This window comes from Williamsia herbipolensis (genome assembly GCF_000964005.1).
Lineage (GTDB): Bacteria > Actinomycetota > Actinomycetes > Mycobacteriales > Mycobacteriaceae > Williamsia_A > Williamsia_A herbipolensis.
In genome coordinates this window covers 39,372-64,682 of record NZ_JXYP01000036.1, presented here as the reverse complement: position 1 = coordinate 64,682, position 25,311 = coordinate 39,372, and the positions used below count along the sequence as shown (strand labels likewise).

Genomic DNA, 25,311 nt, shown 5'->3' with positions numbered 1-25,311 from the left:
CTGGTGTCCTCTCCGGTGGGGATCGCCGGTCGGTTCCGGCGGATTGCGCTGCGCGCGGACCCGGCCCACTGTCGACCGGCGTCTGCAAACGTCGACAACGATACTGTTGGTCGCAGGTGTGGCGAGGGCGGGATCGGCCGTGGGGAGCGGTGTCGCCCGCGAGACGCGATGAGGAGTTGTGTGAACGCACGAGCGGGCAGGCGCGGCAACGTCTGGTGGACGGTGATCCCTCTGCTGGCCGTGGTCGTCGTCGCAGCGGTGGTCGTCGTGGTCGCGCTGTCGGTCGACTCCGGCAGCACCACGTCCTCGGCCGACGTCCCCACCCGTCCCGCGCTGGTCACGGTCTCGCCCGTGGTGCAGCCGGTCGCGGCCAACGCGCCCGAACCCACCGGCACCGGCATCACCGCCCAGATCGCGTCGGCCGCGGCCGACCCGGCACTCGGGGACCTCGGCGGTCAGATCTCCGACGCACTCACCGGTCAGGTGCTCTGGTCGGCGTCACCGCAGCGGTCGTTCATCCCCGCCTCCACCACGAAGGTCCTCACCGCGGCCGCCGCGCTGCTGACCCTTCCGCTCGACAAGCAGATCACCACGTCGGTCGTGGTGGGGTCGGGTGGTCAGGTGGTGCTCGTCGGCGGTGGTGATCCGACGCTGTCGGTGCAGCCCGACGGCACCGCGAGCTTCTTCACCGACGCCGCCCGCATCTCCGACCTCGCCGCGCAGATCCAGAGATCAGGCGTCCGGGTCACCTCGGTCGCCGTCGACACCGGCCTCTACACCGGGACGTCGTTCGCGCCGTCGTGGGAGACCGCCGACATCGCCGGCGGCAGCATCGCGCCGATCCAGTCGGTGATGGCCGATTCGGGACGCATCGACCCGACCGAGCTCTACTCCCCGCGCAGCGCGACCCCGGCCGTCGCCGCGGGCAAGGCGCTCGCCGCCGACCTCGGTGTGTCCAGCAGCGCGGTCACCGAGGCGACCGCCCCGACCGGTGCCCGACAGATCGCCTCGGTGCGCTCGGCGCCGCTCGAGACGCGACTGCGCGACATGCTCGTCGACTCCGACGACGTGCTCGCCGAGACCATCGCCATCGAGGTCGCCCAGGCCACCGGCGGACCCTCGAGCCTCGACGGCGGTGTCGCCGCCGTGCAGTCGACCCTGGCCTCGGCCGGACTCGACACCGCCGGGGTCTCGCTGAGCGACACCAACGGACTGTCGGTCCGTGACCGCCTCTCGGCCGCGGTGCTCGACGGCATCCTGCGTGCGGCCGCGGGCACCGGCAACGCGAAACTGCGACCGCTGGTCGAGATGCTGCCCATCTCCGGCGCCACCGGCACGCTCGCCGACCGCTTCGGCAACGGCGCCCGGTCGGGTGCCGGATGGATCAAGGCCAAGACCGGCAGCCTCACCGACGTGAACACCCTCGCCGGCATCGTCCAGACCCGGGAGAACCGCGTGCTCACCTTCGCCCTGCTGTCCAACGGGACCGACGCGAACCGGGCCCGCCCGGCCCTCGACGCCGTCGTGACCCGCCTGCGCGACTGCGGCTGCCGGTGAGCACCCCCGGCACGTCCGGCGCCGAGTCGCCCGATGCCCGGCCGCCCGGCGCGCAGATCGACTGGGGCGTGGCCGCGGGGATCGGTCGCCGCATCGCCCGCCCGGGCCCGCTGACCACGCGCTACACCCTCGAGGCGGCGCGGTCGGAGCTCGCCTCGGCCGCCGTCGCCGCCGAGGCCCCGGTGCGTGAGGTGACCGGTCTCGCCGACGGCCTGCCCGTCCCGACGGCGTCGGTGCTCGATCGCGGGCAGTGGATCGACGCCGCCGCCAGGTCGATGTCGTCGATGCTCGGGGGTGGTCAGCCCGGATCGCCAGGCGGTCTGAACATCGCGGGCCGTCTCGGCGGGGTGCAGGCGGGTGGCCTGCTCGCGCTGCTGTCGGGGGCGATACTCGGCCAGTACGACCCCTTCTCCCCGGACCCGCGCACCGGCGACGACGGCGTGCTGATGTTGGTGACGCCCAACATCATCGCCGTCGAACGCTCGCTGAAGGTGGTGCCGTCGGACTTCCGGCTGTGGGTGTGCCTGCACGAGGTCACCCACCGGGTCCAGTTCTCGGCCAACCCCTGGTTGCGCGGTTACATGCTCGACAACATCGCGCTCATCAGCGCCGACAACGGGGAGTCGGGCGGCGAGATGGTCGCGCGCATCTCGGCGGCATTGAAGTCCGAGAAGCCCCGGGAGAAGGGCGTTCTCGGTGCGATGCAGCTGCTGCAGACGCCCGAGCAGTACGACGCCTTCACCCGGCTGATGATGCTGGGAACCCTTCTCGAGGGGCACGCCGACCACGTGATGGACGCCGTCGGACCGGGCCACGTGCCCACCGTGGAACGCATCCGCGCGGCGTTCGACCAGCGCCGCAAACGTCCCCAGAACCCGCTGCAGAAGCTGCTGCGGTCACTCATCGGCATGGACGCCAAACTCGCGCAGTACATCCGGGGCAAGGCGTTCACCGACGAGGTCGTCACGACCGTCGGTATGGAGCGCTTCAACGCGATCTGGACCGGACCGGACACCATGCCGCTCCCCGAGGAGATCGACGAGCCGAGACGATGGATCGACCGGGTCCTGTGAGCCCGCTCCGCGAGATCGCCGGCGCTGTCGTCGATCTCGCGGACAGCCACCCGATCGGCGACGAGGTCTGCGTCGGTCTCTCCGGTGGCGCCGACTCGTTGGCGCTGACCGCCGGTGCGGTCGCGGCGGGATTGGCCGTGACCGCCCTCGTCATCGACCATGGGCTGCAGCGTGATTCACGCGCAGTGGCCGAGCGTGCCGCCGATCAGGCGCGCGGGCTCGGTGCCCGGGCGCAGGTGATCGGGGTGTCGGTGTCGACCAGGGGCGGCCCGGAGGGTGCGGCCCGCCGCGCGCGCCACGGCGCCCTCGCCGACGCCCGTGACGGCGCGCCGGTACTGCTGGCGCACACCCTCGACGATCAGGCCGAGACGGTGCTGCTGGGCCTCGGCCGCGGTTCGGGGCCCCGCTCGATCGCGGGCATGGTCGCGTGGGCGCCGCCCTGGGGTCGACCGCTCCTCGCCCTTCGCCGGTCGGTCACCCACGCCGCCTGCGACGAACTCGGCCTCGAACCCTGGCACGACCCCCACAACACCGACCCCCGCTTCGCCCGTGCGCGGCTACGCGCCGAGGTGATCCCGGTGCTCGAGGACATCCTCGGTGGGGGTGTGGCGCCCGCGTTGGCACGCACCGCACGCCGCCTCCGCGAGGACGCCGAGGTGCTCGACGCCCTCGCCGACGACGTCGACGCAGGTGGCGGCACGAACGGCCTCGACCGCACGGTGTTGGCGGCGCTACCGGCGGCGATACGGCGCAGGGTGGTGCGCCGATGGATGATCTCGGTCGGTGCGACCGAACCGACGGAACGACTGATCCTGGCCGTGGACGACCTCGTCTTCGACCCTCGCCCGCACGCCGCGGTCGCCATCGGCGGCGACAGCGGGCATCGACTCAACGTCGTCGCCGACGGTGTCGAGCTGACCGTGACGACAACGCCCCGCTGAGGAGTCCGCTCAGCGGGAGTGCCCGGTCAGCGCGCCGGAGCAGGCTTCGGGGCCGGCTTCGGCGGGACGAACGGGGAACGGATCGTCTTGAAGTACTCGTTGATGTTGCCGATCAGGACCGGGCCGCCGGCGCTGATGGTGCCGATGGTGCCACCGATACCGGCGCCGGTGACGAGGCCGGGAAGGCAACCGGTCGCAATCAGGATCACGCAACCCAGGCCCGCCCCGATGATCGTGCCGACCAGTGCGCCGACACCGGTCGCGACCCCGAGGTTGTCACCGAGCGTCTGTAGTGCCTGATCGTCTCGCTGCTTGCGGGTGCGAGGGGGATCGGTGAAGTAGGTGTTCGCCTCGATCCGCCCGATCTGCGGCGTGAGGGTGGCGGTGCGACCCGTGATGGACGTCTTCACGGGGGTCGACACGTTGTCGAGGACCAGGTTCAGCGGGAGCGTCCGCGCGACGCGACCCTGTCCATCGAGGACCTCGAGGTTCTTGTCGCTGGAACGGAACGATCCGTTGACCGCGGTGAGCGACACCGACTGCTTGGCGATCGCGACATTCACGGTGGGCGCGGCCGCGGGGGCTGCCGACGCCTGCGCACCGGTGGTGAGCGCGGCCACCGAGGCGACGGTCACCGCTGCGGAGACGAGTGCGGTTCTGATCTTCATGGCCGTGCATCCGTTCACTTGTCGAGCGTTCGGTCGACACGTGTTCCGGTGTCGATCTCTCGTTCTCTCCGTTGAGGTATCTCGCGAAAGCGGCGTTCTCGTGCGTTCGTCCGGGGTGTCGGAGAAATTCGATATTAGCGCCAGCAAATTCACGTTGTTGTACCAACCCGAATTTTGCTCGTGATCATCTCGTGATGGGCAGCTTATCCACTATCCGGCCTCGTCTGCAGCTCTCACGGCACGACGTGACAAGCTGTCTGTCGAACGCGCAGACGGCGAGAAGCGCGCCGAGGGCGAGAGGGCTGACGGGTGACCGAGAACCGTGACCGCTACGGGATTGATCCCTACGGCGACGACATCGAGGCCGTGGTGATCAGCGAGGCGCAGATCGCCGAACGCACCCACGAGCTGGCGCAGGCGATCGCCGCCCGGTACCCCGACATCGACGACGACCTGGTCCTCATCGGGGTCCTCAAGGGCGCCATCATGTTCATGACCGATTTCGCACGTGCACTCCCGATCCCGTCGCAGATGGAGTTCATGGCCGTCAGCTCGTACGGCTCGGCGACGTCGTCGTCGGGTGTGGTGCGGATCCTCAAGGACCTCGACCGCGACATCGCCGGCCGCGACGTCCTCATCGTCGAGGACATCATCGATTCGGGCCTCACCCTCTCGTGGTTGCTGAAGAACCTCAGCGCACGGCACCCGAAGTCGATCGCCGTGTGCACGCTCCTCCGCAAGCCCGACGCCGTGCGCCGCGACGTCGAGATCGCCGAGGTCGGTTTCGACATCCCGAACGAGTTCGTCGTCGGCTACGGACTCGATTGCGCCGAGCGCTACCGCGACCTGCCCTACATCGGCCGGTTGAACCCGAACGTCTACCAGGGCTGAGTGGTCACGGCCATGACGACCGCGATCGATCTCGCCGCCGACGTCGCCGCCGGTCGGGTCCGTCCGGAGCAGGCCGTCGACGACGCGCTGGCGCGGATCTCGGCCCGCGACTCCGACGTCGGCGCCTTCGTCCGGGTGCGCGCCGACGCCGCCCGCGCCGAGGCCGCCGCACTCTCCCGACGTACCGACCTCGGGTCGCTGCCGCTGGCCGGCGTACCGATCGCGATCAAGGACAACGTCGCCGTCGCCGGTGAGCCGATGACCATCGGATCCCGCGCCACCGTGCACGATCCGCAACCGGCCGACCACGCGATCGTGTCGAGGCTGACCGCCGCCGGTGCGGTGGTCGTCGGGATCACCGCGGTGCCCGAACTGTGTCTGTTCGGCGCGACCGACAGCCCCGATCGGATCACCCGCAACCCGTGGAACCGCAACCTCACCGCGGGCGGATCGTCGGGCGGCTCGGCCGCCGCGGTCGCCAGCGGGCAGGTGCTGCTGGCGCACGGCAACGACGGTCTCGGGTCGATCCGCATCCCCGCCGCCGATTGCGGACTGTTCGGCATCAAACCCGGCTCGGGCGTCGTCCCGCCTCAGGGCGGCGGCAACGGTTGGTACGGCATGGCCGAGAACGGCCCGCTCGCCACCACCGTCGCCGATGCCGGACTGATGCTCGCGGTGATGGCCGACGACATGTCCCTGGCCACCGCCGCGACCGGGTCGAACGCCTCCGCGCTGCGCATCGTGGTGGCCGACAACTTCCCCCTCGCGATCGGATCGACCGACCCGCACTGGGCCGCCACACTGACCGCGGCGTCGCAGGTCGCCGCAGAGATCGGCCACCACATCAGCGCCGCCGATCTGCCCTATCCGACGAACCCCGCTCCGCTGATGCTGCGGTGGGTGGGCGGCGCGGCCGCCGATGCCGACGACATCGCCGGGCACGGTGGTGATCTGCGCAAGTTGCAGAAGCGCAGCCGCCGGCACACGGCGTTGGGGCGCGTCGTGAACCGGCGCGGACTCGTCACCGAGCAGCAGAAGTCCGCGACCGTGGCCCGCGTGGAGCGCTACCTCGACACCGCCGGCGCCGACGTGGCGATGACCCCCATGCTCGCGCGGCCGCCGATCGACGCCGCGCGGTGGAGTGAGCGCGGCTGGCTCGCGAACATGTACGCCAACATCGGCTACGCGCCGTTCGCCGGACTGATCAACCTGCTGGGGTGGCCGGCGATGTCGGTGCCGTTCGGTGTGCACCCGGCGTCGAAGACACCGATGGCCGTGCAGGTCTTCGGCCGACCGGGCAGCGAGGCGACCCTGCTGGGACTCGCCGCGCAGATCGAACAGGCCCGACCGTGGCCCCGTATCGCACCCGGCTTCGACGGGCTGTGACCGCTCCCGGACCGTGCGATCGGTTCCCGCCCGCCGACCGCGACGCGGTCTACCGGGTGATCGAGAAGCGCCGTGACATCCGGCATTTCGCGGGTGGTGTCGTGCCCGACGACGTGTTGGGGAGGTTGCTGGCGGCCGCGCACCACGCGCCCAGCGTCGGGCTGATGCAGCCGTGGCGATTCGTGCGCATCGCCGACGCGCAGGTCCGCGCGTCGATCCGCGACCTGGTGGAGGACGAGCGGATCCGCACCGCCGACGCGCTGGGGGAACGGTCCGACGATTTCATGGCGCTGAAGGTGGAGGGCATATCCGAGGCCGCCGAGGTGCTCGTCGTCGCGCTCGGTGACCACCGCGAACGGCACGTGTTCGGTCGCCGCACGATGCCGCAGATGGATCTCGCGTCGGTGTCGTGTGCGATCCAGAACCTGTGGCTCGCCGCGCGCGCCGAGGGGTACGGGATGGGCTGGGTGTCGCTGTTCGACCCGGCCGCACTCGGCGATCTCCTCGGGTTCCCCGAGGGTGCCGAGCCCGTCGCGATCCTGTGTCTGGGACCGGTCGAGGAATTCTACGAACGCCCGATGCTCGTCGAGACCGGATGGGCGACCGAACGCCCCCTCGACGACCTCCTCTTCACCGACCGCTGGCCCACCCCGCCGACCGGGCGGTGAACCCCGTCGATCGGGCACCCAGACGCGGCTCGGGCGGGGTCAGGAGTCCTGGGCGTCCAGCTTGTCGGCGACCTCCTGGGGGAAGCCGCCGGTCGCGATGGGGCCCCAGCGGGTGGGGGTGACCCGGATGAGCGACTTGTTCTGCGTCGCCATCGCCGCCCGGTACTCGTCCCAGTCGGGGTGTTCCCCGGAGATCGACCGGAAGTACTCCACGAGTCCTTCGAGCGACTCGGGCTGGTGCAGCACCTCGGCGGTCCCGTCGACCTGTACCCAGGCGTCGTTGAACTCGGCCGAGAGGACGAGCACCGACACCTCCGGGTGCTTCTCGGCGTTGCGGGTCTTCGCCCGGCCCGGATAGGTCGAGATGACGATGCGTCCCTCGGCGTCGACACCGCCGGTCACCGGCGACATCTGCGGGGTGCCGTCCGAGCGGGTCGTCGTGAGGATCAGGTTGTGTCGGGTGCGGACGAAGTCGAGCAGTTCGTCGAGCTCGACGCGGTCGTTGGTCGCTATGTTTCTGGCCACGACACCACGGTAGCGGCCGGCGCGACCCTCGCCGCGTCGATGCGGCGCACGATCTCGGCGACCGCCGCGGCGGTCCCGCCCACCGGGCATCCGTCGGAACCGATCCGCAGCGTCGCCTCGCCCAGCGCCCCGACGACGGCGGTCCGGATCAGATCGCCGGCGTCACCGACGCCGGCGTGGTCGAACAGCAGTGCGGCGCTGAGGATCTGCGAGATCGGGTTGGCGCGGTCGGTGCCGGCGATGTCGGGGGCGCTGCCGTGGATCGGTTCGAAGTAGGCGGCGTGCTCGCCGATGTTGCCCGATGCGCACATCCCCAGACCGCCGACCGTTCCCGCGCCGAGATCGCTGAGGATGTCGCCGAGGAAGTTCTCCATCACCAGGACGTCGAACCGCCCGGGGCGCACCACGAGGTCGTGGGCGGCGGCGTCGGCGTAGAGGTGCTCGGCGGCGATGTCGGGGTACTGCTCGGCCACCTCGTCGAACACCGACCGGAACAGCGCGTAGCTGCGCAGCACGTTGCTCTTGTCGACACAGGTCACCCGGCGCACGCCGTCGGAGGGTGCACCGGCGCGGGTGCGGGCGAGCTCGAACGCGAACCGCGCGACGCGTTCGACCCCGACCCGGGTCACCATCAACTGGTCGACGGCGGCCTCGGCGGTGGCGGCGCCGTTGCCGCGCGAGAGGTAGAGCCCCTCGGTGTTCTCGCGCACGATGACGTAATCGATCTCACCGGGTGCATGCCGGGTCGCGCCCGCGATCCCGGGCAGCAGCCGCACCGGCCGCACGTTGGCGTAGGTGTCGAGTCCGGTGCGCAGGATCCCGCCGAGCACGCCCGCCTCGGTGCCGTCGGGGTGGCGCACCTCGGGCAGCCCGACCGGCCCCTTCAGCACGCCGTCGGCGGCGCGCAGCCGATCGAGACGATCGGCGGGGAAAGCCGAGCCGGTCGCCGAAAACACCTTCGCACCTGCGTCGATGGTCTCGATGTCGAGGGCGACGCCCACCTGTCCGGCCGCCGCGCGCATCACCGCGACGGCGCCGGCGAGGAGGTCGGGGCCGATGCCGTCGCCGGGGATCGTCACCACGTCGATGCGGCGTCCGGTCATGGGTGGTGGGTCTCCTCCGGTCGGCCCGATGGGCTCTGTGGGTGCCGCGGTCGACCGCTGACCTGCGAGTCCGCTTCGCCGGAAGGTCGTACCGTCGTCCGGGAACGCTGCGTCGTGCCGCGACGTTGACAGGTAGCCTGACAGTTCAGGTGTACCTACATCGAAGGGACGCGCCGGCGCCGGCTGGGACGTGATGAACCGTAAGACTGTATTCCGCAATTTGGCCATCGTCGCCGTCATCGTGCTCGCGATCTGGGGGTGGACCTTCCTGCGCGACGGTGATCGCGAGTACAAGAGCGTGGACACGTCTGTCGCCCTCACCCAGCTGAACACGAAGAACGTGTCGAACGTCGAGATCGACGACCGTGAGCAGCAGCTCCGTCTCGAACTCCGCGACCCGGTCGACGGCACCACCAAGATCAGCGCCAAGTACCCGGCACGGGGGAGCGAGTTCGTCTTCGACTCCGTCCGCGAGTCCGGTGCGAAGTACCAGACCAACGTCACCCAGGAATCGGCCCTCTGGCAGATCCTGATCTTCATCCTCCCGATGCTGATCCTGTTCGGCCTCTTCTTCTTCGTGATGAGCCGCATGCAAGGGGGCGGCAAGGGCGGGGTCATGGGCTTCGGCAAGTCCAAGGCCAAGCAGCTCTCGAAGGACCACCCGAAGACCACGTTCGCCGACGTCGCCGGTTCCGACGAGGCGGTCGAGGAGCTCTACGAGATCAAGGACTTCCTGCAGAACCCCGCGCGCTACCAGGCCCTCGGCGCGAAGATCCCGCGCGGCGTGCTGCTCTACGGCCCTCCCGGTACCGGCAAGACGCTTCTCGCGCGCGCCGTCGCCGGCGAGGCGGGCGTCCCCTTCTTCACGATCTCCGGCTCGGACTTCGTCGAGATGTTCGTCGGCGTCGGTGCATCGCGCGTCCGTGACCTGTTCGAACAGGCCAAGAACAACAGCCCCTGCATCATCTTCGTCGACGAGATCGACGCCGTCGGCCGCCAGCGCGGCGCCGGCCTCGGCGGTGGACACGACGAGCGCGAGCAGACCCTCAACCAGTTGCTCGTCGAGATGGACGGCTTCGGGGAGCGCTCCGGCGTCATCCTCATCGCCGCGACCAACCGCCCCGACATCCTTGACCCGGCCCTGCTGCGTCCCGGTCGCTTCGACCGACAGATCCCCGTCGGCAACCCCGACATCGCCGGCCGCAAGGCGATCCTCAAGGTGCACGCCGCGGGCAAGCCGATCGACCCCGACGCCGATCTCGACGGCCTCGCCAAGCGGACCCCGGGCATGTCCGGTGCCGACCTGGCCAACGTCATCAACGAGTCGGCCCTGCTCGCCGCTCGCGAGAACCGCACCACGATCACCGCCGAGCTGCTCGAGGAGTCGGTCGATCGCGTCGTCGGCGGACCGCGTCGCAAGAGCCGCATCATCAGCGAGCAGGAGAAGAAGATCGTGGCCTACCACGAGGGCGGGCACACCCTCGCCGCGTGGGCGATGCCCGATCTCGACCCGATCTACAAGGTCACCATCCTCGCCCGCGGACGCACCGGCGGTCACGCGCTGGCCGTGCCCGAGCAGGACAAGGACCTCATGACGCGCTCGGAGATGATCGCGCGCCTCGTGATGGCGATGGGTGGCCGTGCCGCCGAGGAACTCGTGTTCCACGAGCCGGCCACCGGCGCCTCGTCCGACATCGACCAGGCGACGAAGATCGCCCGTGCGATGGTCACCGAGTACGGCATGAGCGCGAAGCTCGGTGCCGTCCGCTACGGCCAGGAGCAGGGCGACCCGTTCCTCGGCCGCTCGATGGGCGCGCAGAGCGACTACTCCTCGGAGGTCGCCGCCGAGATCGACGACGAGGTCCGCCGTCTCATCGAGGCCGCACACACCGAGGCGTGGGCGATCCTCAACGAGTACCGCGACACCCTCGACGAGCTGGCGACCCAGCTCCTCGAGCGCGAGACGCTGACCCGCAAGGACCTCGAGGTCATCTTCTCGAACGTCGAGAAGCGTCCGCGCATCACCACGTTCAACGAGTTCGGCGACCGCACGCCCAGCGACAAGCCGCCGGTGAAGACGCCGGGCGAACTCGCCATCGAACGCGGCGAGCCGTGGCCGCCCGAGCCCGCCCCCGATCTCCGCAAGGAGCCGGTCGCCGCCGGCTACGCGCCGAACGGCTACAACGGCAACGGGCACAACGGCAACGGACAGAACGGCAATGGCCACAACGGTGGCGGTCACGCGCCGAACGGCTACGGGCAGAACGCTCCGAACGGCTACGGCCCGAACGGATACGGCCAGCCACAGCCGAACGGTCAGCCCCAGCCCCACGGGCAGGGTCAGGCCTACCCCGGGTACCCGCAGGGCTATCCCGCCCCCGGCTACCAGGGACCCGGATACGGCAATCCCGGTCACCAGCCCGAGCCGCAACCCGTTCCGCGCCAGCAGAACCCGGGTTACCCCGCGCCGGACACCGGCCCGAACGGCGGAACTCGCCCGGACCACCCCAATGGCGGGACGCGTCCCGACTACGGCGCCCCGGACGGTTGGTCGGCTCCCGGCTGGCCCCCGCGCGACGGCAACGGATCCCAGCCGCCGCGATGACCGTCATGCGTCGTCGGCCCACCGTGGCCGGCGACGCATCGCACATCCACCCCTCACCCGAACACTCTCACCCCGGGCACTCACAGAAGAGCGAGCTCCTGATGACCAGAACCGAAGAGAACCGTGCTGCCATCGCACCTTTCGACCAGCCCCGCGCCGAGGCGGCGGTGCGTGAACTGCTCGTCGCCATCGGTGAGGATCCCGACCGGGACGGTCTGAAGGAGACGCCGGCGCGGGTCGCGCGGGCGTACCAGGAGATGTTCGGCGGTCTGCACGTCGAACCCGACGAGGTGCTCGCGACCACCTTCGACGTCGGTCACGACGAGCTGGTCCTCGTCAAGGACATCCCGATGTACTCGACCTGCGAACACCACCTCGTGTCGTTCCACGGTGTCGCGCACGTCGGGTACATCCCCGGCAAGGACGGACAGGTCACCGGCCTGTCGAAACTCGCGCGCGTGGTCGACCTCTACGCCAAGCGCCCGCAGGTGCAGGAACGCCTCACCACCCAGATCGCCGACGCCCTCGTCCGCAAACTCGATCCGCGCGGGGTGATCGTCGTCATCGAGGCCGAGCACCTCTGCATGGCGATGCGCGGCATCCGCAAGCCCGGCGCCTCGACGACCACCTCCGCGGTCCGCGGGATCTTCAAGACGAGCGCGGTGAGCCGCGGCGAGGCACTCGACCTGATCGCACGCCGCTCCGCGGTGCGCTAGCTCCCCGGTCCCACCGAGCCGCACGACGGTGTCCCTCGCCTACGCTGACCGGGTGTCACCGGAGCCCGCACGTCGTGCGTCCATCGCCACCACCGGCGGTCGGACCCGGGTGATCGGTGTCCTGAACGTCACCGCGGACTCCTTCTCCGACGGCGGCCGCTACCTCGACATCGACGCCGCCGTCGCCCACGGACGTCGCCTCACCCACGAGGGTGCCGACCTCGTCGACGTCGGCGGGGAATCGACCCGCCCGGGCGCCGTCCGCATCGATCCCGAGACCGAGATCGCCCGAGTCGTCCCCGTGGTCCGCGCGTTGTCGGCCGACGGGATCGTCGTCTCCGTCGACACGATGCACGCCCCGGTCGCCGAGGCGGCCGTCGCGGCGGGCGCCCAGATCGTCAACGACGTGTCCGGCGGCCGCGCCGACCCCGACATGGCGCGCGTCGTCGCCGACGCGGGCGTGCCGTGGATCCTCATGCACTGGCGACCGGCGCGCGACCGCACCGGTGAGCAACGCTTCGCCCACCGGGTCGACGACGTCGGCGGCTACCGCGACGTGGTCGCCGAGGTCAGCGGCGAACTGCTCTCCCAGGTCGACGCCGCGGTGTCGGCGGGCGTCGACCCGGGATCGGTGATCCTCGACCCCGGGCTCGGATTCGCCAAGGCCACCGAACACAACTGGGCCCTGCTGCACGCCCTGCCGACGCTGGTCGGTCTGGGGTTCCCGGTGCTCGTCGGGGCATCGCGCAAGCGTTTCCTCGGTGCGCTGCTCGGCGGCGACGCCGATCCCCGCCCGCCGGCCGGTCGTGAGGTCGCCACCGCGGCGATCAGTGCACTGGCCGCCATGAACGGGGCGTGGGGCGTGCGTGTGCACGATGTGGTCTCGAGTCGCGACGCCATCGCCGTCGCGACGGCATGGAACGACGGTGGACGGCGAGGGCGAGTGGATGGCTGACCGGATCGAATTGCGCGGGTTGGCCGTTCGCGGTCACCACGGCGTGTTCGCCCACGAGCGTCGCGACGGACAGGATTTCGTCGTCGACATCGTGCTGTGGCTCGACCTGCGCCCGGCCGCCGCGAGCGACGACCTCGCCGACACCGTCGACTACGGCGGTCTCGCCCAGCGCGCCCACGACATCGTCGCGGGCGAACCGCGCGACCTCATCGAGACGGTGAGCGCCGAGATCGCCGAGGACATCATGCGTGACGACCGGGTGGCGGCCTGCGAGGTCACGCTGCACAAGCCGTCGGCGCCGATCCCGCTCACCTTCGCCGACGTCGCCGTCGTCGCGCGGCGTTCGCGCTCACCGCGAGGGGACCGATGAGTCGGGCGGTTCTGTCGATCGGCTCGAACATGGGTGACCGCCTCGAGCTGCTGACGTCGGTCCGCGACGACGTGGCCGATCACCTCCTGGCGGTCTCGGCGGTGTTCTCGACCCCACCGTGGGGTCCGGTGGCCCAGGACGACTTCGACAACGCCGTCCTCGTGGTGGACGATCCGGACCGTTCACCGGCCGACTGGCTCGAGACCGGGTTCGCGCTGGAGCGCGCCGCCCAGCGCACCCGCGAGAGGCGTTGGGGGCCGCGCACACTCGACGTCGACGTCATCACCGCGAGCGTCGACGGGGACGTCGTCGTCAGCGACGACCCCGTGTTGACCCTCCCGCATCCGCGCGCACACCTGCGGGCGTTCGTGCTCGTCCCGTGGCTCGATGCCGATCCCGACGCCACACTGTGGACCGCCGACGGTGTACGCGCGGTGAGCGACCTCGTCGCCGCCCTCGATCCCGCCGACCGCGACGGTGTCCGTCGCCGTGAGGTCGAGGCGTGGTCGACGACGGTGCGGGGTGTCTCGTGACCACCCGCGGTCCCGGACCGCGCGGCAACCGTCGCGGTGACGACCCCGACGAACCCGGACTCAAGCCGACCCGCGTCCGCGATCTGCTCGGTGTCGCCGCCGTCGTCGCGGTCGTCGTGTGGCTGCTGGTCCGCGTCAGCTACGGCGAGTTGCCTCCGCTGCCGCTGCTCGCCGGGCTGATCCTGTACGTCCTCGCCGCCCTCGAGGTGGTGATCGCGTTCGTCGTCCGATCCCGCGTGGCGAGGGCACAGGTCGGCTCGAGCCGCGAACAACTGCACCCGATCACCGCCGCCCGCGTGCTCGCGCTGGCCAAATCGTCGGCGCTGCTGGCCGCACTCGCGCTGGGCGTGTGGGTCGGCCTGCTGGCATATCTGCTGGCGCAGAACGATTCCTCGGCCGCCGACCACGACACCCCGTCGGCGGTCGTCGGGTTGATCGGTGCCGTGGCGCTCGGCGCGGCGGCCCTGTGGCTCGAATACTGCTGCCGGACACCCGACGATCCCACCGACGCCGGCGTCTCGGGACCCGCGGTCTGACCCTCCGGTACGACCCCTCGTGAACTTCGGTCGGGGAACCACCGATCGACCTCGCACAACCGTCACGCGAACGCAGGTATGTTGACGCCCATGACGACCTCCGGTGGCCGCAAGGCCGACGCACGCCGTCAGCGCCGTGGTCCGGCCCAGTACCTGCTCGGTCTGCTGCTCGCCCTCGCCATCGGCGCGAGCGTCGCGATGATCTTCAGCCCGACCCGCAGCATCGTCGCGAGCCTCGCGGTCATCGCGGCGCTGTGGGCAGCGGTGATCGGGGCGATCCTGGTGACCAAGTTCCGCCGCCAGGCCGACTCGGCCGAGGCGAAGACCCGCGACCTGCGACTGGTCTACGAGTTGCAGCTCGAACGCGAGATCACCGCGCGTCGGCAGTACGAACTCGGCGTCGAGGCCCAGATCCGCAAAGAGGTGCGCGCCGAGACCAACGAGGAACTCCACGAGCTCCAGGCCCAGGTCGCGGCGTTGCGGTCGAGCCTCGAGCTGCTGGTCGGCGAACTGCCCGAACAGCGGGTCGCGCTGTCGACGGAGCGCTACCCCGAACTCGAGCGCACCCGCGGACCCCGGCCACCGACCGCGCTCCTCGACGACAGCGTCGTGGCCGAGCGGGACTTCGCGGGCACCGCGCCCACCGAGGCGCCCGCGTCCCGATCACCCGAGGCCCCTGCGTTCACCGAGGCTCCCGTGTTCACCGACGAGACGCCGACCGACGAGTGGGCCACCCCCGCGCCGTCGGTCCCCGCCCCGTCGGCGCCGGTGACACCCGAGCCGGCCGCCGCTCCGGAGCCTTCGCCGGTCGCGACCCCGCGCCGACCCGAGCCGCGCGATCCCGAGCCGCCGGTCTCCACCCCGCCGGTCGAGACCCCCGCCGCGAGCAGCGGCCGCCACGGTCGATCGGGCGCGGGCGCCGCATCGGTCCCCGAGTCCGCACCGGAACCCGAACCCCAGCCGATCGTCGCTCCCGAGACGGAAGCGGAGCCCGAACCCGAGGCCGTCGCCGACACCACCGCCGCGTGGGACACCTCCGCGTCGACCCGCGGTCGCGACCGACACCGCGCACCGGAGACCGAGCCGGGCGCGCACGCCAACGGCCGGTCGGTGTCGGAGCTCATCGAGCAGTTCCGCGCGCCCACCCCCGGTGGCCGCCGCCGTCGTCGCGACTGAACGACACCGCCGCATCGGTGACCCCGATCACACGCGTTGGCTGCTGAGGTGATCGGCGACCTATCCTCGCCCAGGAACGTCCGGTACCCGATGGCTGGGACCGGAACGAGCATCGGAGGACATCGGTGACCTCACCGGGTATCGCCAACTGGCCCGCGCCGGCCCGACTCACCGTCGGGATCGTGTCGGCCGGTCGGGTGGGCACCGCCCTCGGTGCAGCCCTCGAACGCGCCGACCACGTGGTCGGCGCGGTGGTCGCACGGTCACCGCAGTCGCGATCGCGCGCCGCCCGCCGCCTGCCCGAATCGCAGATCCTCGACCTCGCCGCCGTCGCGGCCCGCAGTGAACTGCTGATCGTCAGCGTGCCCGACGCCGCCCTGCCGACCGTGATCGCCGACCTCGCACGATCGGGCGCGGTCCGCCCGGGCACGATCGTCGCCCACACCGCCGGCGCGCGCGGCGTCGCGATCCTCGAACCCCTGACCGCGCTCGGCGCCACACCGCTCGCCCTGCACCCGGCGATGACCTTCGTCGACAGCGACGACGACATCACCCGACTCCGCTCGGCCTGCTTCGGTGTGACCGCCGCCGACGAGATCGGCCACGCCGTCGGGACCTCCCTGGTGCTGGAGATGGGCGGCGAACCCGTCGCCGTCGCCGAGAAGGCCCGCCCGCTGTACCACGCAGCGCTGGCCCACGGCGCGAATCATGTTGTCGCGCTGGTGTCCGACGCCGTCGCCGCGCTGCGGATCGCCCTGGAGCAGTCGGCCGGCGAGGGGTTCTCCGCCATCGATTCCGATCCGCTCGCGTCAGGCGTGCCGGAGCGCATCCTCGGTCCGCTGGTGTCGGCGGCGCTGGCCAACGTGCTCGAACTCGGCCCGTCGGCGCTCACCGGACCGGTCGCCCGGGGGGACGCCGCCGCCGTCGCCGCGCACCTCGCCGCCCTGGGCGCGGCCGATCCCGATCTCGCCGAGACCTACCGCGCCATGTCGCTGCGCGACGCCGCCCGCACCGATGCCCCGTCGGCGTTGATCGACGTCCTGACCGGTTCGACCCCACCTCGAGGTGACCTGTGACCCCGCCCGACCCCGCTCCACCCGCCCCCACGACGCCCGGACGTCCCTACGTCGCGGGATCGCTCACCGTGCACCGCGACCCGGCGACGCTCACCCAGATCAGCCGGGCGCTGCGGTCGACCGGCAAACGGGTGGTACTGGTGCCGACCATGGGCGCCCTGCACGCCGGCCACCGCGAGCTCATCCGCGCGGCGAAGGCACAGGGGCCGACCGTGGTGATCGTGTCGATCTTCGTCAACCCCCTGCAGTTCGGGGTCGGTGAGGATCTCGACGCCTACCCGCGCACCTTCGACGCCGACCGCGCGATCTGCGAGGAGATGGGTGTGGAACTGCTGTTCGCGCCCACCGCGGCCGACATGTACCCCAACGGCCCCCGCACCACCGTGCACCCCGGACCGGCAGGTGCCGACCTCGAGGCCGCCTCCCGGCCCACGCATTTCGCGGGCATGCTCACCGTCGTCGCGAAACTGCTCGCCATCGCCGCGCCGCACGCCGCCTACTTCGGCGAGAAGGACTACCAGCAGCTCGTCCTGGTGCGGCAGATGGTCACCGACCTCAACCTCGACATCGCGATCGTCGGGGTGCCCACGGTGCGCGAACCCGACGGGCTGGCCATGTCGAGCCGCAACCGCTATCTCACCCCCGCACAACGAGAATCGGCGACGGCGCTGTCGGCGGCCCTGGTCGCCGGGGCCTACGCGGCCGCCGGTGGGGTCGAGGCCATCCTGTCCACCGCCCGCGGCGTGCTCGCCGAGCGTCCCGATATCGACGTCGACTACCTCGAGGTCCGCGGCGTCGACCTCGGTCCGCCACCCGAGCACGGCGACGGCCGACTGCTCGTGGCCGCCCGCGTCGGGACCACCCGACTCCTCGACAACGTCGGTGTCGCGGTCGGCACCGGATTCCTCAACCGCGGCAGCGGCGACCCCGACACCGTGTCGGCCGATCACCCGGAAGGGCACTGAGACACCATGTTCCGCACCATGATGACCTCCAAGATCCACCGCGCACGGGTCACGCAGGCCGATCTCCACTACGTCGGTTCGGTGACGATCGACGCCGATCTGCTCACCGCCGCCGACATCCTCGAGGGCGAGCAGGTCACCATCGTCGACATCGACAACGGCGCCCGCCTCGAGACCTACGCCATCGCCGGTCCCCGGGGCAGCGGCGTGATCGGGATCAACGGGGCCGCAGCCCATCTCGTCCATCCCGGCGACCTCGTCATCATCATCGCCTACGGCGTGTTGAGCCCGGAGGAACTGACCACCTACCGTCCCCACGTGGTGTTCGTCGACGAGGACAACCGCATCGTCTCCTCCGGCGCCGACCCGGCCCACGCGCCGGCCGGGTCGGGTCTGCTCGATCCCCGCGAACTCGTCGGATAGCGTCAGATGCTCCTCGCCCTCGACGTCGGCAACACCAACATCCACCTCGGCGTGTTCGCCGGCCGCGGCGATCACGCACACCTGGTGCGCGACTGGCGGATCCGCACCGAACCACGGATGACCGCCGACGAACTCGCCCTCACCCTGCGGGGTCTGCTCGGCGACGACGTCGATCGCGTCGTGTCGGTGGTGGGCCTATCCACGGTCCCGTCGCTGCTGCGCGAGATGCGTGTGGTGGTGGGCAAGTACTTCGGGTCAGGTCCGCACGTCCTGCTCGAACCGGGGCTGCGCACCGGTGTCGCACTGCTCGTCGACAATCCCAAGGAGGTCGGGACCGATCGCGTCGCCAACGCGCTCGCCGCGCACGCCACGTACGGGACGGCCTGCATCGTCGTCGATTTCGGCACCACCACCCTCGTCGACGTGGTGTCGGCGAAGGGGGAGTTCCTCGGTGGGGCCATCGCCCCCGGCATCGACCTCGCCGTCGACGCGCTCGCGGCCCGCACCGTCACCCTGCGCACCGTCGAACTGCTGCCGCCGCGCAGCGTGGTCGGCAAGAACACCGTCGAGGCGCTGCAGTCGGGCATCCTCTACGGCTTCGCGGGGCAGGTCGACGGGCTGGTGACGCGGGTGCGTCGCGAGATCCCCGGCTTCGCCGACACCGACGAGGTGACCGTGGTCGCGACGGGCTACCTCGCACCGCTCGTCTTCGACGAGTGCCGCACCCTCGACGTCCACCACGGCCACCTCACCCTCGAGGGACTGCGGCTGGTGTTCGAGCGGCAGAACGACCTGGCGCGTGCGCGCAAGCGGGGACCTGTGGCAGACTCTGCCCCGTGATGACGTGTCGTGGCGCGGAGTGTTGTCGGGGCTGAGAAAGCCCTCATCGACTCCTGCTGTCCCCACATCTCACCTCGAGGTATCCCACATGCCTGTCCTGGCACCCCGTGCGCACATCTCCCATCCCGTCACCACGCGTCGTATCGGCGTCCTGTCGCTCCGCGTCGACGAGTTCTCCCCGGCCGTCGCCGCAGGTCACCGCGTCGTCGACATCCGCGATCAGCGTGAGCGTGACACCCACGGCGTGATCGCCGGCGCGCTGGCGATCGACGCCGCGATCGTCGTCGACCGCCTCGTCCCCGACACCGCCGAATCGCTGCGCGGCATCACCGCCGACACCCGCTGGGTGCTCGTCGGCGCCGACGGGCACGACGCCGAGTGGCTCACCTGGCACCTGCACGCCCGTGGGGTACCGGGTGCCCGGTTCCTGCTCGGCGGCCACCGCGCCCTGCGGAGCACCCGTGACCTCGGTCATCGACCGCTGAGCGCATCGCAGCGCCGCGACCTCGCGGTGATCTCGGCCCACTGATCGGGTGCCGATAGGGTCGTGCGGGTGACCGACACTTCGCCCGACAACATCGACCACCTGCCCGAGCAGCTGCGCATCCGACGTGAGAAGCGCGCCCGGATCCTCGCCGACGGCGGCCAGGCGTACCCCGTGTCGATCCCGCGCACGCACTCACTCGCGCAGGTGCGTGCCGAGCACCCCGACCTGCCCGTCGACCACGCCACCGGCACACAGGTGGGCGTCGTCGGACGCGTGATGTTCGTGCGCAACAAGGGAAAGCTGTGTTTCGGCACCCTGCAGGAGGGCGACGGGACCCAGCTGCAGGTGATGATCAGCTACAACGGTGTCGGCGAGGAGGCGCTCGCCGCATGGAAGAGCGATGTCGATCTCGGTGACTTCGTCTACGTCCACGGCGAGGTGATCAGCTCGCGCACCGGCGAGCTCAGCGTGATGGCCGATGCCTGGCAGATCGCCTCGAAGGCGTTGCGGCCGTTGCCCGTCGCGCACAAGGAACTCAGCGAGGAGGCGCGCGTCCGCCAGCGGTACGTCGACCTCATCGTCCGTCCGTCCGCCCGCGAGACGGCCCGCACCCGTGTCGCGGTGATCCGCGAGCTCCGTGCGGCTCTCGCCGAGCGAGACTTCATCGAGGTCGAGACGCCGATGCTGCAGGCCCAACACGGCGGCGCCGCGGCCCGCCCGTTCGTCACCCACTCCAACGCCCTCGACATCGACATGTACCTGCGGATCGCGCCGGAGTTGTTCCTCAAGCGCTGCGTGGTGGGCGGACTCGAGCGCGTCTTCGAGATCAACCGCAACTTCCGCAACGAGGGCATCGACTCCACGCATTCGCCCGAGTTCGCGATGCTGGAGACCTATCAGGCCTACGGCACCTACGACGATTCGGCGGTGATGACCCGTGAACTGGTGCAGGACGTGGCGCAGCGGGCGCTGGGCACCCTGACCCCCACGCTCGCCGACGGCACGGTCTACGACCTGTCCGGTGAGTGGCTGACGATCTCGATGTACCCGTCGCTGTCGGAGGCGGTCGGTACCGAGATCACCCCGGAGACTTCGGTGCCGACCCTGTTGGCACTGGCCGAGAAGGTCGGCCTGGCCGTTCCGCGCGACAAGGGATACGGGCACGGCAAGCTCGTCGAGGAATTGTGGGAGGACCAGGTGGGCAGGCACATCGACCGCCCGTTCTTCGTCCGCGATTTCCCGGTCGAGACCTCGCCGCTCACCCGCGATCACCGCTCGATCCCCGGCGTGGTCGAGAAGTGGGACCTCTATGTCCGTGGATTCGAACTGGCCACGGGCTACTCGGAGCTGATCGACCCCGTGATCCAGCGGGAGCGATTCGTCGATCAGGCGCGACTCGCGTCGGCCGGGGACGACGAGGCGATGGTCCTCGACGAGGAATTCCTCACCGCGATGGAACACGGAATGCCGCCGACCACCGGCACGGGAATGGGTATCGACCGACTTCTCATGGCGCTGACGGGATTGGGAATCCGGGAGACAATCCTGTTTCCGTTCGTGAAGCCGAACGAATGAATGCCGCAGTCATCACCCGATGACAATTGTCGTACCCCCGATATGTGGTTACAGTGGGTTTCGGCCGGGGGGCTGTAACCGGGGGCACTCACCAGTGTTCTCCCTGCCCGCCCGCGGCAATAACGAATCGAACAATTCATGGTGGGGGCAGCGAGATGGCGAAAAAGGTGACGGTCACCCTGGTGGATGACGTCGACGAGAGCGCATCGGCCGACGAGACCGTGGAATTCGGCATCGACGGGATCAGCTACGAGATCGATCTCTCCGCCGAGAACGCGGCACGCCTGCGCGCCGAGATCGACACGTGGGTCGAGCACGCGCGCCGGGTCGGCGGGAAGCGTCGAGGCCGCTCGTCCGCATCGACCGGTGTCGACGCAGGCCAGAGCGCCGCGATCCGCGAGTGGGCACGTCGTAACGGACACGGTGTGTCGGCGCGGGGCCGGGTGTCGGGCGACATCGTCGAGCTCTACAACGCGGCGCACTGACCGCCTCTTTCGACCGGACTATTTCGCCCCGGAATTCGCTGTCCTGCCGAGAAGTTCGCGTTTCAGAATCTTTCCGGCCGCGTTACGCGGGAATTCATCGATCACCACCACGCTGCGTGGGATCTTGAAATTCGCCAAAGTGGAACGGCAGTGTTCGATCACGTAGTCGACGTCGATGGTCGCACCTGATCGCACCGTGAGAAATGCCCGCCCGACTTCTCCGAGTCGTTCGTCGGGTACTCCCACGACCGCGGCCTCGGTCACGTCGGCGATGCGTGTCAAGGTCTGTTCGACCTCGGCGGGGTAGACGTTGAAACCGCCGCAGATGTACATGTCCTTGAGTCGGTCGGTGATCGACAGATTTCCCCGGTCGTCGAGGGTGCCGATGTCACCGGTGTGCAGCCATCCGTCGACGTCGATGGCCTCGGCCGTCGCGACGGGGTCGTCGAGGTAACCCCGCATCACCATCGCGCCGCGGGTGAGCACCTCACCGGCATCCGACAGTGTTATCTCCATGCCCTCGAACGCCCGCCCGCACGTCGTGGCGACGGTCAGGTCGTCGTCGGAGGGAGTGCACGTCGACACGAACCCACTCGCCTCGCTCAGCCCGTAGGCGGTGATGACGGTGTCGACCCCGAGGTCGCGCTGGATGCGTTCGACGAGCACCACCGGCACGATCGCCGCGCCGGTGACGACCAGTCGCAGCGACGACAGATCCGCGGCCGACCGGCCCGGGTCGTCGAGGATGGTCTGGAAGATGGTCGGCGCTCCCGGGAACACCGTCGCCCGGTGTCGTTCCACGGCGGTCATCGCCGCCGGGGCGCTGTAGACCGCGAGCGGCACCATCGTGGTCGCGAACAGCGTGCACGCGAGGATGCCGGCCTTGTAGCCGAACGTGTGGAAGTAGGGATTGACCATCAGGTAGCGGTCGTCGGGGGAGAGTCGCCCGTTCGCGCCCCACGCGTACGCACCGGCCATCGACTGCCGGTGCTCGGCCAACACGCCCTTGCTGCGCCCGGTGGTGCCCGACGTGAACAGGATGTCCGACAGGTCCTCCGGCGCGACCGCGTCGGCGCGGGTGTCGGCCTGCGCACGCGACCCGTCGGTCGCGCCGGCCAGGAAGTCGTCCCAGTCGATCCCCGCGCCTCGGCTGTGGTCGACCGTGGCGTGTGGCTGGTCGTCGAGTCGGATCCGGACCGCGACCCGCACGTCGGTGTCGGCGCCGAGGTCGACCTGTTCGGTCACCGCGGCGAGCCGATCGGTGCCGAGGAACGTCCCGGCCACCACCAGGGCGCGCGCATGGGTGCGCACGAGCACGTCGACGACCTCGGTGGCGGTGTAGCGGGTGTTCAACGGGACCAGTGTCGCGCCCGCGTAGTGCGCCCCGAGTGCCGCGACCGGCCAGTGCGCGCTGTTGGGCGACCAGATCGCGACCCGATCGCCCGCCGCGACGCCGTTCTCGACGAGCGCTCCGGCGAACGTGCGGACCGCCGCCAGCAACTGCGACCAGGTCAGCGTGACGTCCTCGCCCCACTGGTCGTCGACGATCGCGACACCGTCGGGGTGCTCGGCGGCGACCGCGCGCAGTGCGGCCACGCTGGTCTGGTGATTCGTCACGCGGCTCTCCTTCGGGTCACGAGACAGCAAAAACAAGCAAGTGCTTGGTAGGTTACGCTAGGGCTCATGACTGCGACCAATCTTGCCGACCGAGGTGTCGACCTGGGTCGACATCCGGGATCGGTGGACGACTTCGCGTCGTCGGTCGGCACCTGGCTCCGCGAGAACCTGACCGGGGAGTTCGCGTCCCTCGTCGGACGTGGCGGACCGGGAAGCGAACACGAGTTCTTTCACCGACGCCTCGACTGGGACCGGCACCTGGCCCGCGCGGGCTGGACCTGCCTCGGTTGGCCGACCGAACACGGCGGCCGCAACGCCACTCTCGCCCAGCGCATCGCGTTCCACACCGAGTACGCCCGCGCCGACGCCCCGGCACGGGTCAACCACCTCGGTGAGGAACTGCTGGGTCCCACGCTCATCGCCTTCGGCACCGACGCCCAGAAGGAACGGTTCCTCCCACCGATCGCCGACGTCTCCGAGCTGTGGGCCCAGGGGTACTCCGAACCCGGCGCCGGATCCGATCTCGCGAACGTGTCCACCACCGCACGGCTCGAAGACGGTCGCTGGGTCATCAACGGCCAGAAGATCTGGACCTCACTCGCCCACGTCGCGCAGTGGGTGTTCGTGCTGTGCCGTGTCGAGCGCGGGTCGACGCGCCACCACGGCCTCGGCTTCCTGCTGGTGCCGCTCGACCAGCCCGGCATCACCGTGCGGCCCATCCAACAGCTCACCGGCACATCGGAGTTCAACGAGGTCTTCTTCGACGATGCCGTCACCGACGCCGACCTCATCGTCGGTGCGCCGGGCGACGGGTGGAAGGTCGCGATGGGACTCCTCGAGTTCGAGCGCGGCGTCTCGACCCTCGGCCAGCAGGTCGGCTTCGCCCGGGAACTCGACCGACTGATCGACCTGGCGAAGGCCACCGGCGCCGCGTCCGATCCCGACATCCGCGGGCGACTGGTGTCCGCGCACGTGGGCCTGCAGGTGATGCGCGCCCACGCCCTGCGCACCCTCGCCACAGTCGACACCGGAGGCGCCGGCGGCCAGGCGTCGGTGTCGAAGTTGCTGTGGGCCAACTGGCACCGCGACCTCGGCGAACTCGCGATGGCCATCTCGGGGGCTTCGGCGCTCATCGCCCCCGACCACACCAGCGAGGGCGTCGCGAACGACATCACCACCCCCGAACGTGTCGAACTTGGGCCCTGGCAACGGTTGTTCCTCTTCACCCGCGCCGACACCATCTACGGTGGCTCGAACGAGATCCAGCGCACCATCATCGCCGAACGGGTGCTCGGCCTGCCGCGAGAGGCGCGACCATGACTTCTGATCTGTCGCCCGTGGATCTGTCGCAGCCGCCCGCGGAGATCCCCGGGCACGGACTGCTCGCGGGCCGCAAGGTCGTGGTGACCGCAGCGGCGGGGACCGGCATCGGTTTCGCCACCGCACGTCGTGCGCTGCTCGAGGGCGCCGACGTCCTCGTCAGCGACTTCCATGAGCGCCGGCTCGGTGAGACCGTCGAGAAACTCGTGGGCGAGTTCCCGGATCAGACCGTGGCCCAGGCGGTCTGCGACGTCTCCGAGACCAGCCAGGTCGACGAGCTCATCGCTGCCGCAGCCCGCGAACTCGGCCGGATCGACGTCCTGGTCAACAACGCCGGCCTCGGTGGTGAGACGCCGATCGTCGAGATGACCGACGAGGCGTGGGACCGCGTCCTCGACATCACGCTGAACAGCACCTTCCGCGCCACCCGCGCGGCGCTGCGGTATTTCGCCTCGGTGCCCCACGGTGGTGTCATCGTCAACAACGCCTCGGTGCTCGGCTGGCGGGCGCAGAAGGGTCAATCCCATTACGCCGCAGCGAAAGCCGGTGTGATGGCTTTGACCCGGTGCTCGGCGATCGAGGCGGCCGAGTACGGCGTGCGCATCAACGCCGTGGCGCCGTCGATCGCGAAGCACCCGTTCCTGGCCAAGGTGACCAGCGACGAACTGCTCGACGAACTGGCCTCCCGGGAGGCGTACGGCCGGGCCGCGGAGGTGTGGGAGATCGCCGCCACCATCGCGATGCTCGCCAGCGACTACACCACCTACCTGACCGGCGAGATCGTCTCGATCTCCAGCCAACGCGCCTGAGCGAAAAGGAA

Annotated in this window: 26 protein-coding genes; 22 read left to right on the top strand and 4 right to left on the bottom strand. The window is 70.3% G+C overall.

Annotated elements, in window-relative coordinates; all coding sequences use genetic code 11:
• The first annotated feature begins 180 nt into the window (after positions 1–180).
• From dacB to tilS, 3 genes are read left to right on the top strand one after another with little or no spacing between them, the layout of a single operon-like run.
• Positions 181–1,557 carry a D-alanyl-D-alanine carboxypeptidase/D-alanyl-D-alanine endopeptidase gene (gene dacB, locus TU34_RS24375; RefSeq protein WP_160298553.1) on the top strand — a complete coding sequence of 459 codons (1,377 nt, stop codon included), beginning with the start codon at positions 181–183 and terminating at the stop codon, positions 1,555–1,557.
• Positions 1,554–2,630 (top strand): zinc-dependent metalloprotease, encoded by a 1,077-nt coding sequence (locus TU34_RS18710; protein ID WP_238981377.1) that lies wholly within the window; start codon positions 1,554–1,556, stop codon positions 2,628–2,630. Before dacB ends, TU34_RS18710 begins: the two co-directional genes overlap by 4 nt.
• Entirely contained in the window at positions 2,609–3,571 is a 963-nt protein-coding gene (tilS, locus tag TU34_RS18705) for a tRNA lysidine(34) synthetase TilS (protein ID WP_045824416.1), read from the top strand. Before TU34_RS18710 ends, tilS begins: the two co-directional genes overlap by 22 nt.
• Positions 3,572–3,597: 26 nt before the next feature.
• On the opposite strand, the gene TU34_RS22470 is transcribed toward tilS, so the two are convergent.
• A complete protein-coding gene (locus TU34_RS22470; protein WP_150116604.1) occupies positions 3,598–4,239 on the bottom strand; it encodes a DUF8020 domain-containing protein in 642 nt (213 codons plus the stop codon).
• Positions 4,240–4,548: 309 nt separating this feature from the next.
• Here TU34_RS22470 and hpt point away from each other — a divergent pair, with 309 nt between their 5' ends.
• The 3 genes from hpt to bluB are packed head-to-tail and all read left to right on the top strand — an operon-like array spanning position 4,549 to position 7,184.
• Entirely contained in the window at positions 4,549–5,130 is a 582-nt protein-coding gene (gene hpt / locus TU34_RS18695) for a hypoxanthine phosphoribosyltransferase (protein WP_203225493.1), read from the top strand.
• A gap of 12 nt (positions 5,131–5,142) precedes the next feature.
• Positions 5,143–6,516, top strand: a complete 1,374-nt coding sequence (locus TU34_RS18690) for an amidase (protein WP_045824518.1) — start codon at positions 5,143–5,145, stop codon at positions 6,514–6,516.
• On the top strand, positions 6,513–7,184 hold the full coding sequence (gene bluB, locus TU34_RS18685; protein ID WP_045824415.1) for a 5,6-dimethylbenzimidazole synthase: 672 nt from the start codon (positions 6,513–6,515) through the stop codon (positions 7,182–7,184). The genes TU34_RS18690 and bluB overlap by 4 nt, the downstream gene beginning before the upstream one ends.
• 39 nt (positions 7,185–7,223) lie before the next feature.
• On the opposite strand, the gene TU34_RS18680 is transcribed toward bluB, so the two are convergent.
• Together TU34_RS18680 and TU34_RS18675 are read right to left on the bottom strand one after the other, a co-directional pair.
• Complete coding sequence (locus tag TU34_RS18680; protein ID WP_045824414.1) at positions 7,224–7,709, bottom strand: PPOX class F420-dependent oxidoreductase; 486 nt, start codon at positions 7,707–7,709, stop codon at positions 7,224–7,226.
• Complete coding sequence (locus TU34_RS18675) at positions 7,694–8,812, bottom strand: isocitrate/isopropylmalate dehydrogenase family protein (RefSeq protein ID WP_045824413.1); 1,119 nt, start codon at positions 8,810–8,812, stop codon at positions 7,694–7,696. The genes TU34_RS18680 and TU34_RS18675 overlap by 16 nt, the downstream gene beginning before the upstream one ends.
• A 193-nt stretch (positions 8,813–9,005) precedes the next feature.
• On the opposite strand from TU34_RS18675, the gene ftsH reads away from it, so the two are divergent.
• The 14 genes from ftsH (at position 9,006) to TU34_RS18605 (ending at position 21,554) form a co-directional block, all read left to right on the top strand.
• Positions 9,006–11,417 carry an ATP-dependent zinc metalloprotease FtsH gene (ftsH, locus tag TU34_RS18670; RefSeq protein WP_045824412.1) on the top strand — a complete coding sequence of 804 codons (2,412 nt, stop codon included), beginning with the start codon at positions 9,006–9,008 and terminating at the stop codon, positions 11,415–11,417.
• Between the two features lie 101 nt (positions 11,418–11,518).
• Positions 11,519–12,133, top strand: a complete 615-nt coding sequence (folE, locus tag TU34_RS18665) for a GTP cyclohydrolase I FolE (RefSeq protein WP_045824517.1) — start codon at positions 11,519–11,521, stop codon at positions 12,131–12,133.
• 52 nt (positions 12,134–12,185) lie between these two features.
• On the top strand, positions 12,186–13,088 hold the full coding sequence (folP, locus tag TU34_RS18660; protein ID WP_420835198.1) for a dihydropteroate synthase: 903 nt from the start codon (positions 12,186–12,188) through the stop codon (positions 13,086–13,088).
• Positions 13,081–13,458, top strand: coding sequence for a dihydroneopterin aldolase (gene folB / locus TU34_RS18655; protein WP_045824515.1), 378 nt, complete (start codon positions 13,081–13,083; stop codon positions 13,456–13,458). The genes folP and folB overlap by 8 nt, the downstream gene beginning before the upstream one ends.
• On the top strand, positions 13,455–13,991 hold the full coding sequence (folK, locus tag TU34_RS18650) for a 2-amino-4-hydroxy-6-hydroxymethyldihydropteridine diphosphokinase (RefSeq protein ID WP_045824411.1): 537 nt from the start codon (positions 13,455–13,457) through the stop codon (positions 13,989–13,991). The genes folB and folK overlap by 4 nt, the downstream gene beginning before the upstream one ends.
• Positions 13,961–14,527 (top strand): DUF3180 domain-containing protein, encoded by a 567-nt coding sequence (locus TU34_RS18645; RefSeq protein WP_420835197.1) that lies wholly within the window; start codon positions 13,961–13,963, stop codon positions 14,525–14,527. The genes folK and TU34_RS18645 overlap by 31 nt, the downstream gene beginning before the upstream one ends.
• A gap of 90 nt (positions 14,528–14,617) precedes the next feature.
• The gene (locus tag TU34_RS18640; RefSeq protein WP_045824513.1) at positions 14,618–15,703 is read left to right on the top strand and encodes a DUF6779 domain-containing protein; all 1,086 of its coding nucleotides are present in this window, start codon (positions 14,618–14,620) and stop codon (positions 15,701–15,703) included.
• 125 nt (positions 15,704–15,828) lie between these two features.
• Positions 15,829–16,779, top strand: a complete 951-nt coding sequence (locus tag TU34_RS18635; protein ID WP_052689049.1) for a Rossmann-like and DUF2520 domain-containing protein — start codon at positions 15,829–15,831, stop codon at positions 16,777–16,779.
• Complete coding sequence (gene panC / locus TU34_RS18630; protein WP_045824409.1) at positions 16,776–17,744, top strand: pantoate--beta-alanine ligase; 969 nt, start codon at positions 16,776–16,778, stop codon at positions 17,742–17,744. The genes TU34_RS18635 and panC overlap by 4 nt, the downstream gene beginning before the upstream one ends.
• Before the next feature lie 6 nt (positions 17,745–17,750).
• Positions 17,751–18,167 (top strand): aspartate 1-decarboxylase, encoded by a 417-nt coding sequence (panD, locus tag TU34_RS18625; protein WP_045824408.1) that lies wholly within the window; start codon positions 17,751–17,753, stop codon positions 18,165–18,167.
• A gap of 6 nt (positions 18,168–18,173) precedes the next feature.
• On the top strand, positions 18,174–19,007 hold the full coding sequence (locus TU34_RS18620) for a type III pantothenate kinase (RefSeq protein ID WP_045824407.1): 834 nt from the start codon (positions 18,174–18,176) through the stop codon (positions 19,005–19,007).
• Between the two features lie 88 nt (positions 19,008–19,095).
• Entirely contained in the window at positions 19,096–19,536 is a 441-nt protein-coding gene (locus tag TU34_RS18615) for a rhodanese-like domain-containing protein (RefSeq protein ID WP_150116603.1), read from the top strand.
• A gap of 24 nt (positions 19,537–19,560) precedes the next feature.
• Positions 19,561–21,069, top strand: coding sequence for a lysine--tRNA ligase (lysS, locus tag TU34_RS18610; protein ID WP_045824406.1), 1,509 nt, complete (start codon positions 19,561–19,563; stop codon positions 21,067–21,069).
• Between the two features lie 155 nt (positions 21,070–21,224).
• Positions 21,225–21,554, top strand: a complete 330-nt coding sequence (locus TU34_RS18605; protein ID WP_045824405.1) for a histone-like nucleoid-structuring protein Lsr2 — start codon at positions 21,225–21,227, stop codon at positions 21,552–21,554.
• 18 nt (positions 21,555–21,572) lie between these two features.
• On the opposite strand, the gene TU34_RS18600 is transcribed toward TU34_RS18605, so the two are convergent.
• Complete coding sequence (locus TU34_RS18600) at positions 21,573–23,171, bottom strand: FadD3 family acyl-CoA ligase (RefSeq protein WP_045824404.1); 1,599 nt, start codon at positions 23,169–23,171, stop codon at positions 21,573–21,575.
• A 66-nt stretch (positions 23,172–23,237) separates the two neighbouring features.
• Here TU34_RS18600 and TU34_RS18595 point away from each other — a divergent pair, with 66 nt between their 5' ends.
• Positions 23,238–24,491 carry an acyl-CoA dehydrogenase family protein gene (locus tag TU34_RS18595; protein ID WP_045824403.1) on the top strand — a complete coding sequence of 418 codons (1,254 nt, stop codon included), beginning with the start codon at positions 23,238–23,240 and terminating at the stop codon, positions 24,489–24,491.
• Positions 24,488–25,300, top strand: coding sequence for an SDR family oxidoreductase (locus tag TU34_RS18590; protein WP_045824402.1), 813 nt, complete (start codon positions 24,488–24,490; stop codon positions 25,298–25,300). Before TU34_RS18595 ends, TU34_RS18590 begins: the two co-directional genes overlap by 4 nt.
• The last annotated feature ends 11 nt before the right edge of the window (positions 25,301–25,311 follow it).

What these genes read in the sequence shown, in the direction of transcription:
- folK (WP_045824411.1), top strand. Translation starts at nt 13,455, where the DNA reads ATGAGTCGGGCGGTTCTGTCGATCGGCTCGAACATGGGTGACCGCCTC.
- TU34_RS18690 (WP_045824518.1), top strand. Translation starts at nt 5,143, where the DNA reads ATGACGACCGCGATCGATCTCGCCGCCGACGTCGCCGCCGGTCGGGTC.
- TU34_RS18590 (WP_045824402.1), top strand. Translation starts at nt 24,488, where the DNA reads ATGACTTCTGATCTGTCGCCCGTGGATCTGTCGCAGCCGCCCGCGGAG.
- TU34_RS18675 (WP_045824413.1), bottom strand. Translation starts at nt 8,812, where the DNA reads ATGACCGGACGCCGCATCGACGTGGTGACGATCCCCGGCGACGGCATC.
- TU34_RS18615 (WP_150116603.1), top strand. Translation starts at nt 19,096, where the DNA reads ATGCCTGTCCTGGCACCCCGTGCGCACATCTCCCATCCCGTCACCACG.
- TU34_RS22470 (WP_150116604.1), bottom strand. Translation starts at nt 4,239, where the DNA reads ATGAAGATCAGAACCGCACTCGTCTCCGCAGCGGTGACCGTCGCCTCG.
- panD (WP_045824408.1), top strand. Translation starts at nt 17,751, where the DNA reads ATGTTCCGCACCATGATGACCTCCAAGATCCACCGCGCACGGGTCACG.
- folE (WP_045824517.1), top strand. Translation starts at nt 11,519, where the DNA reads ATGACCAGAACCGAAGAGAACCGTGCTGCCATCGCACCTTTCGACCAG.
- TU34_RS18640 (WP_045824513.1), top strand. Translation starts at nt 14,618, where the DNA reads ATGACGACCTCCGGTGGCCGCAAGGCCGACGCACGCCGTCAGCGCCGT.
- tilS (WP_045824416.1), top strand. Translation starts at nt 2,609, where the DNA reads ATGGATCGACCGGGTCCTGTGAGCCCGCTCCGCGAGATCGCCGGCGCT.
- TU34_RS18605 (WP_045824405.1), top strand. Translation starts at nt 21,225, where the DNA reads ATGGCGAAAAAGGTGACGGTCACCCTGGTGGATGACGTCGACGAGAGC.
- ftsH (WP_045824412.1), top strand. Translation starts at nt 9,006, where the DNA reads ATGAACCGTAAGACTGTATTCCGCAATTTGGCCATCGTCGCCGTCATC.
- TU34_RS18620 (WP_045824407.1), top strand. Translation starts at nt 18,174, where the DNA reads ATGCTCCTCGCCCTCGACGTCGGCAACACCAACATCCACCTCGGCGTG.
- TU34_RS18595 (WP_045824403.1), top strand. Translation starts at nt 23,238, where the DNA reads ATGACTGCGACCAATCTTGCCGACCGAGGTGTCGACCTGGGTCGACAT.
- folB (WP_045824515.1), top strand. Translation starts at nt 13,081, where the DNA reads ATGGCTGACCGGATCGAATTGCGCGGGTTGGCCGTTCGCGGTCACCAC.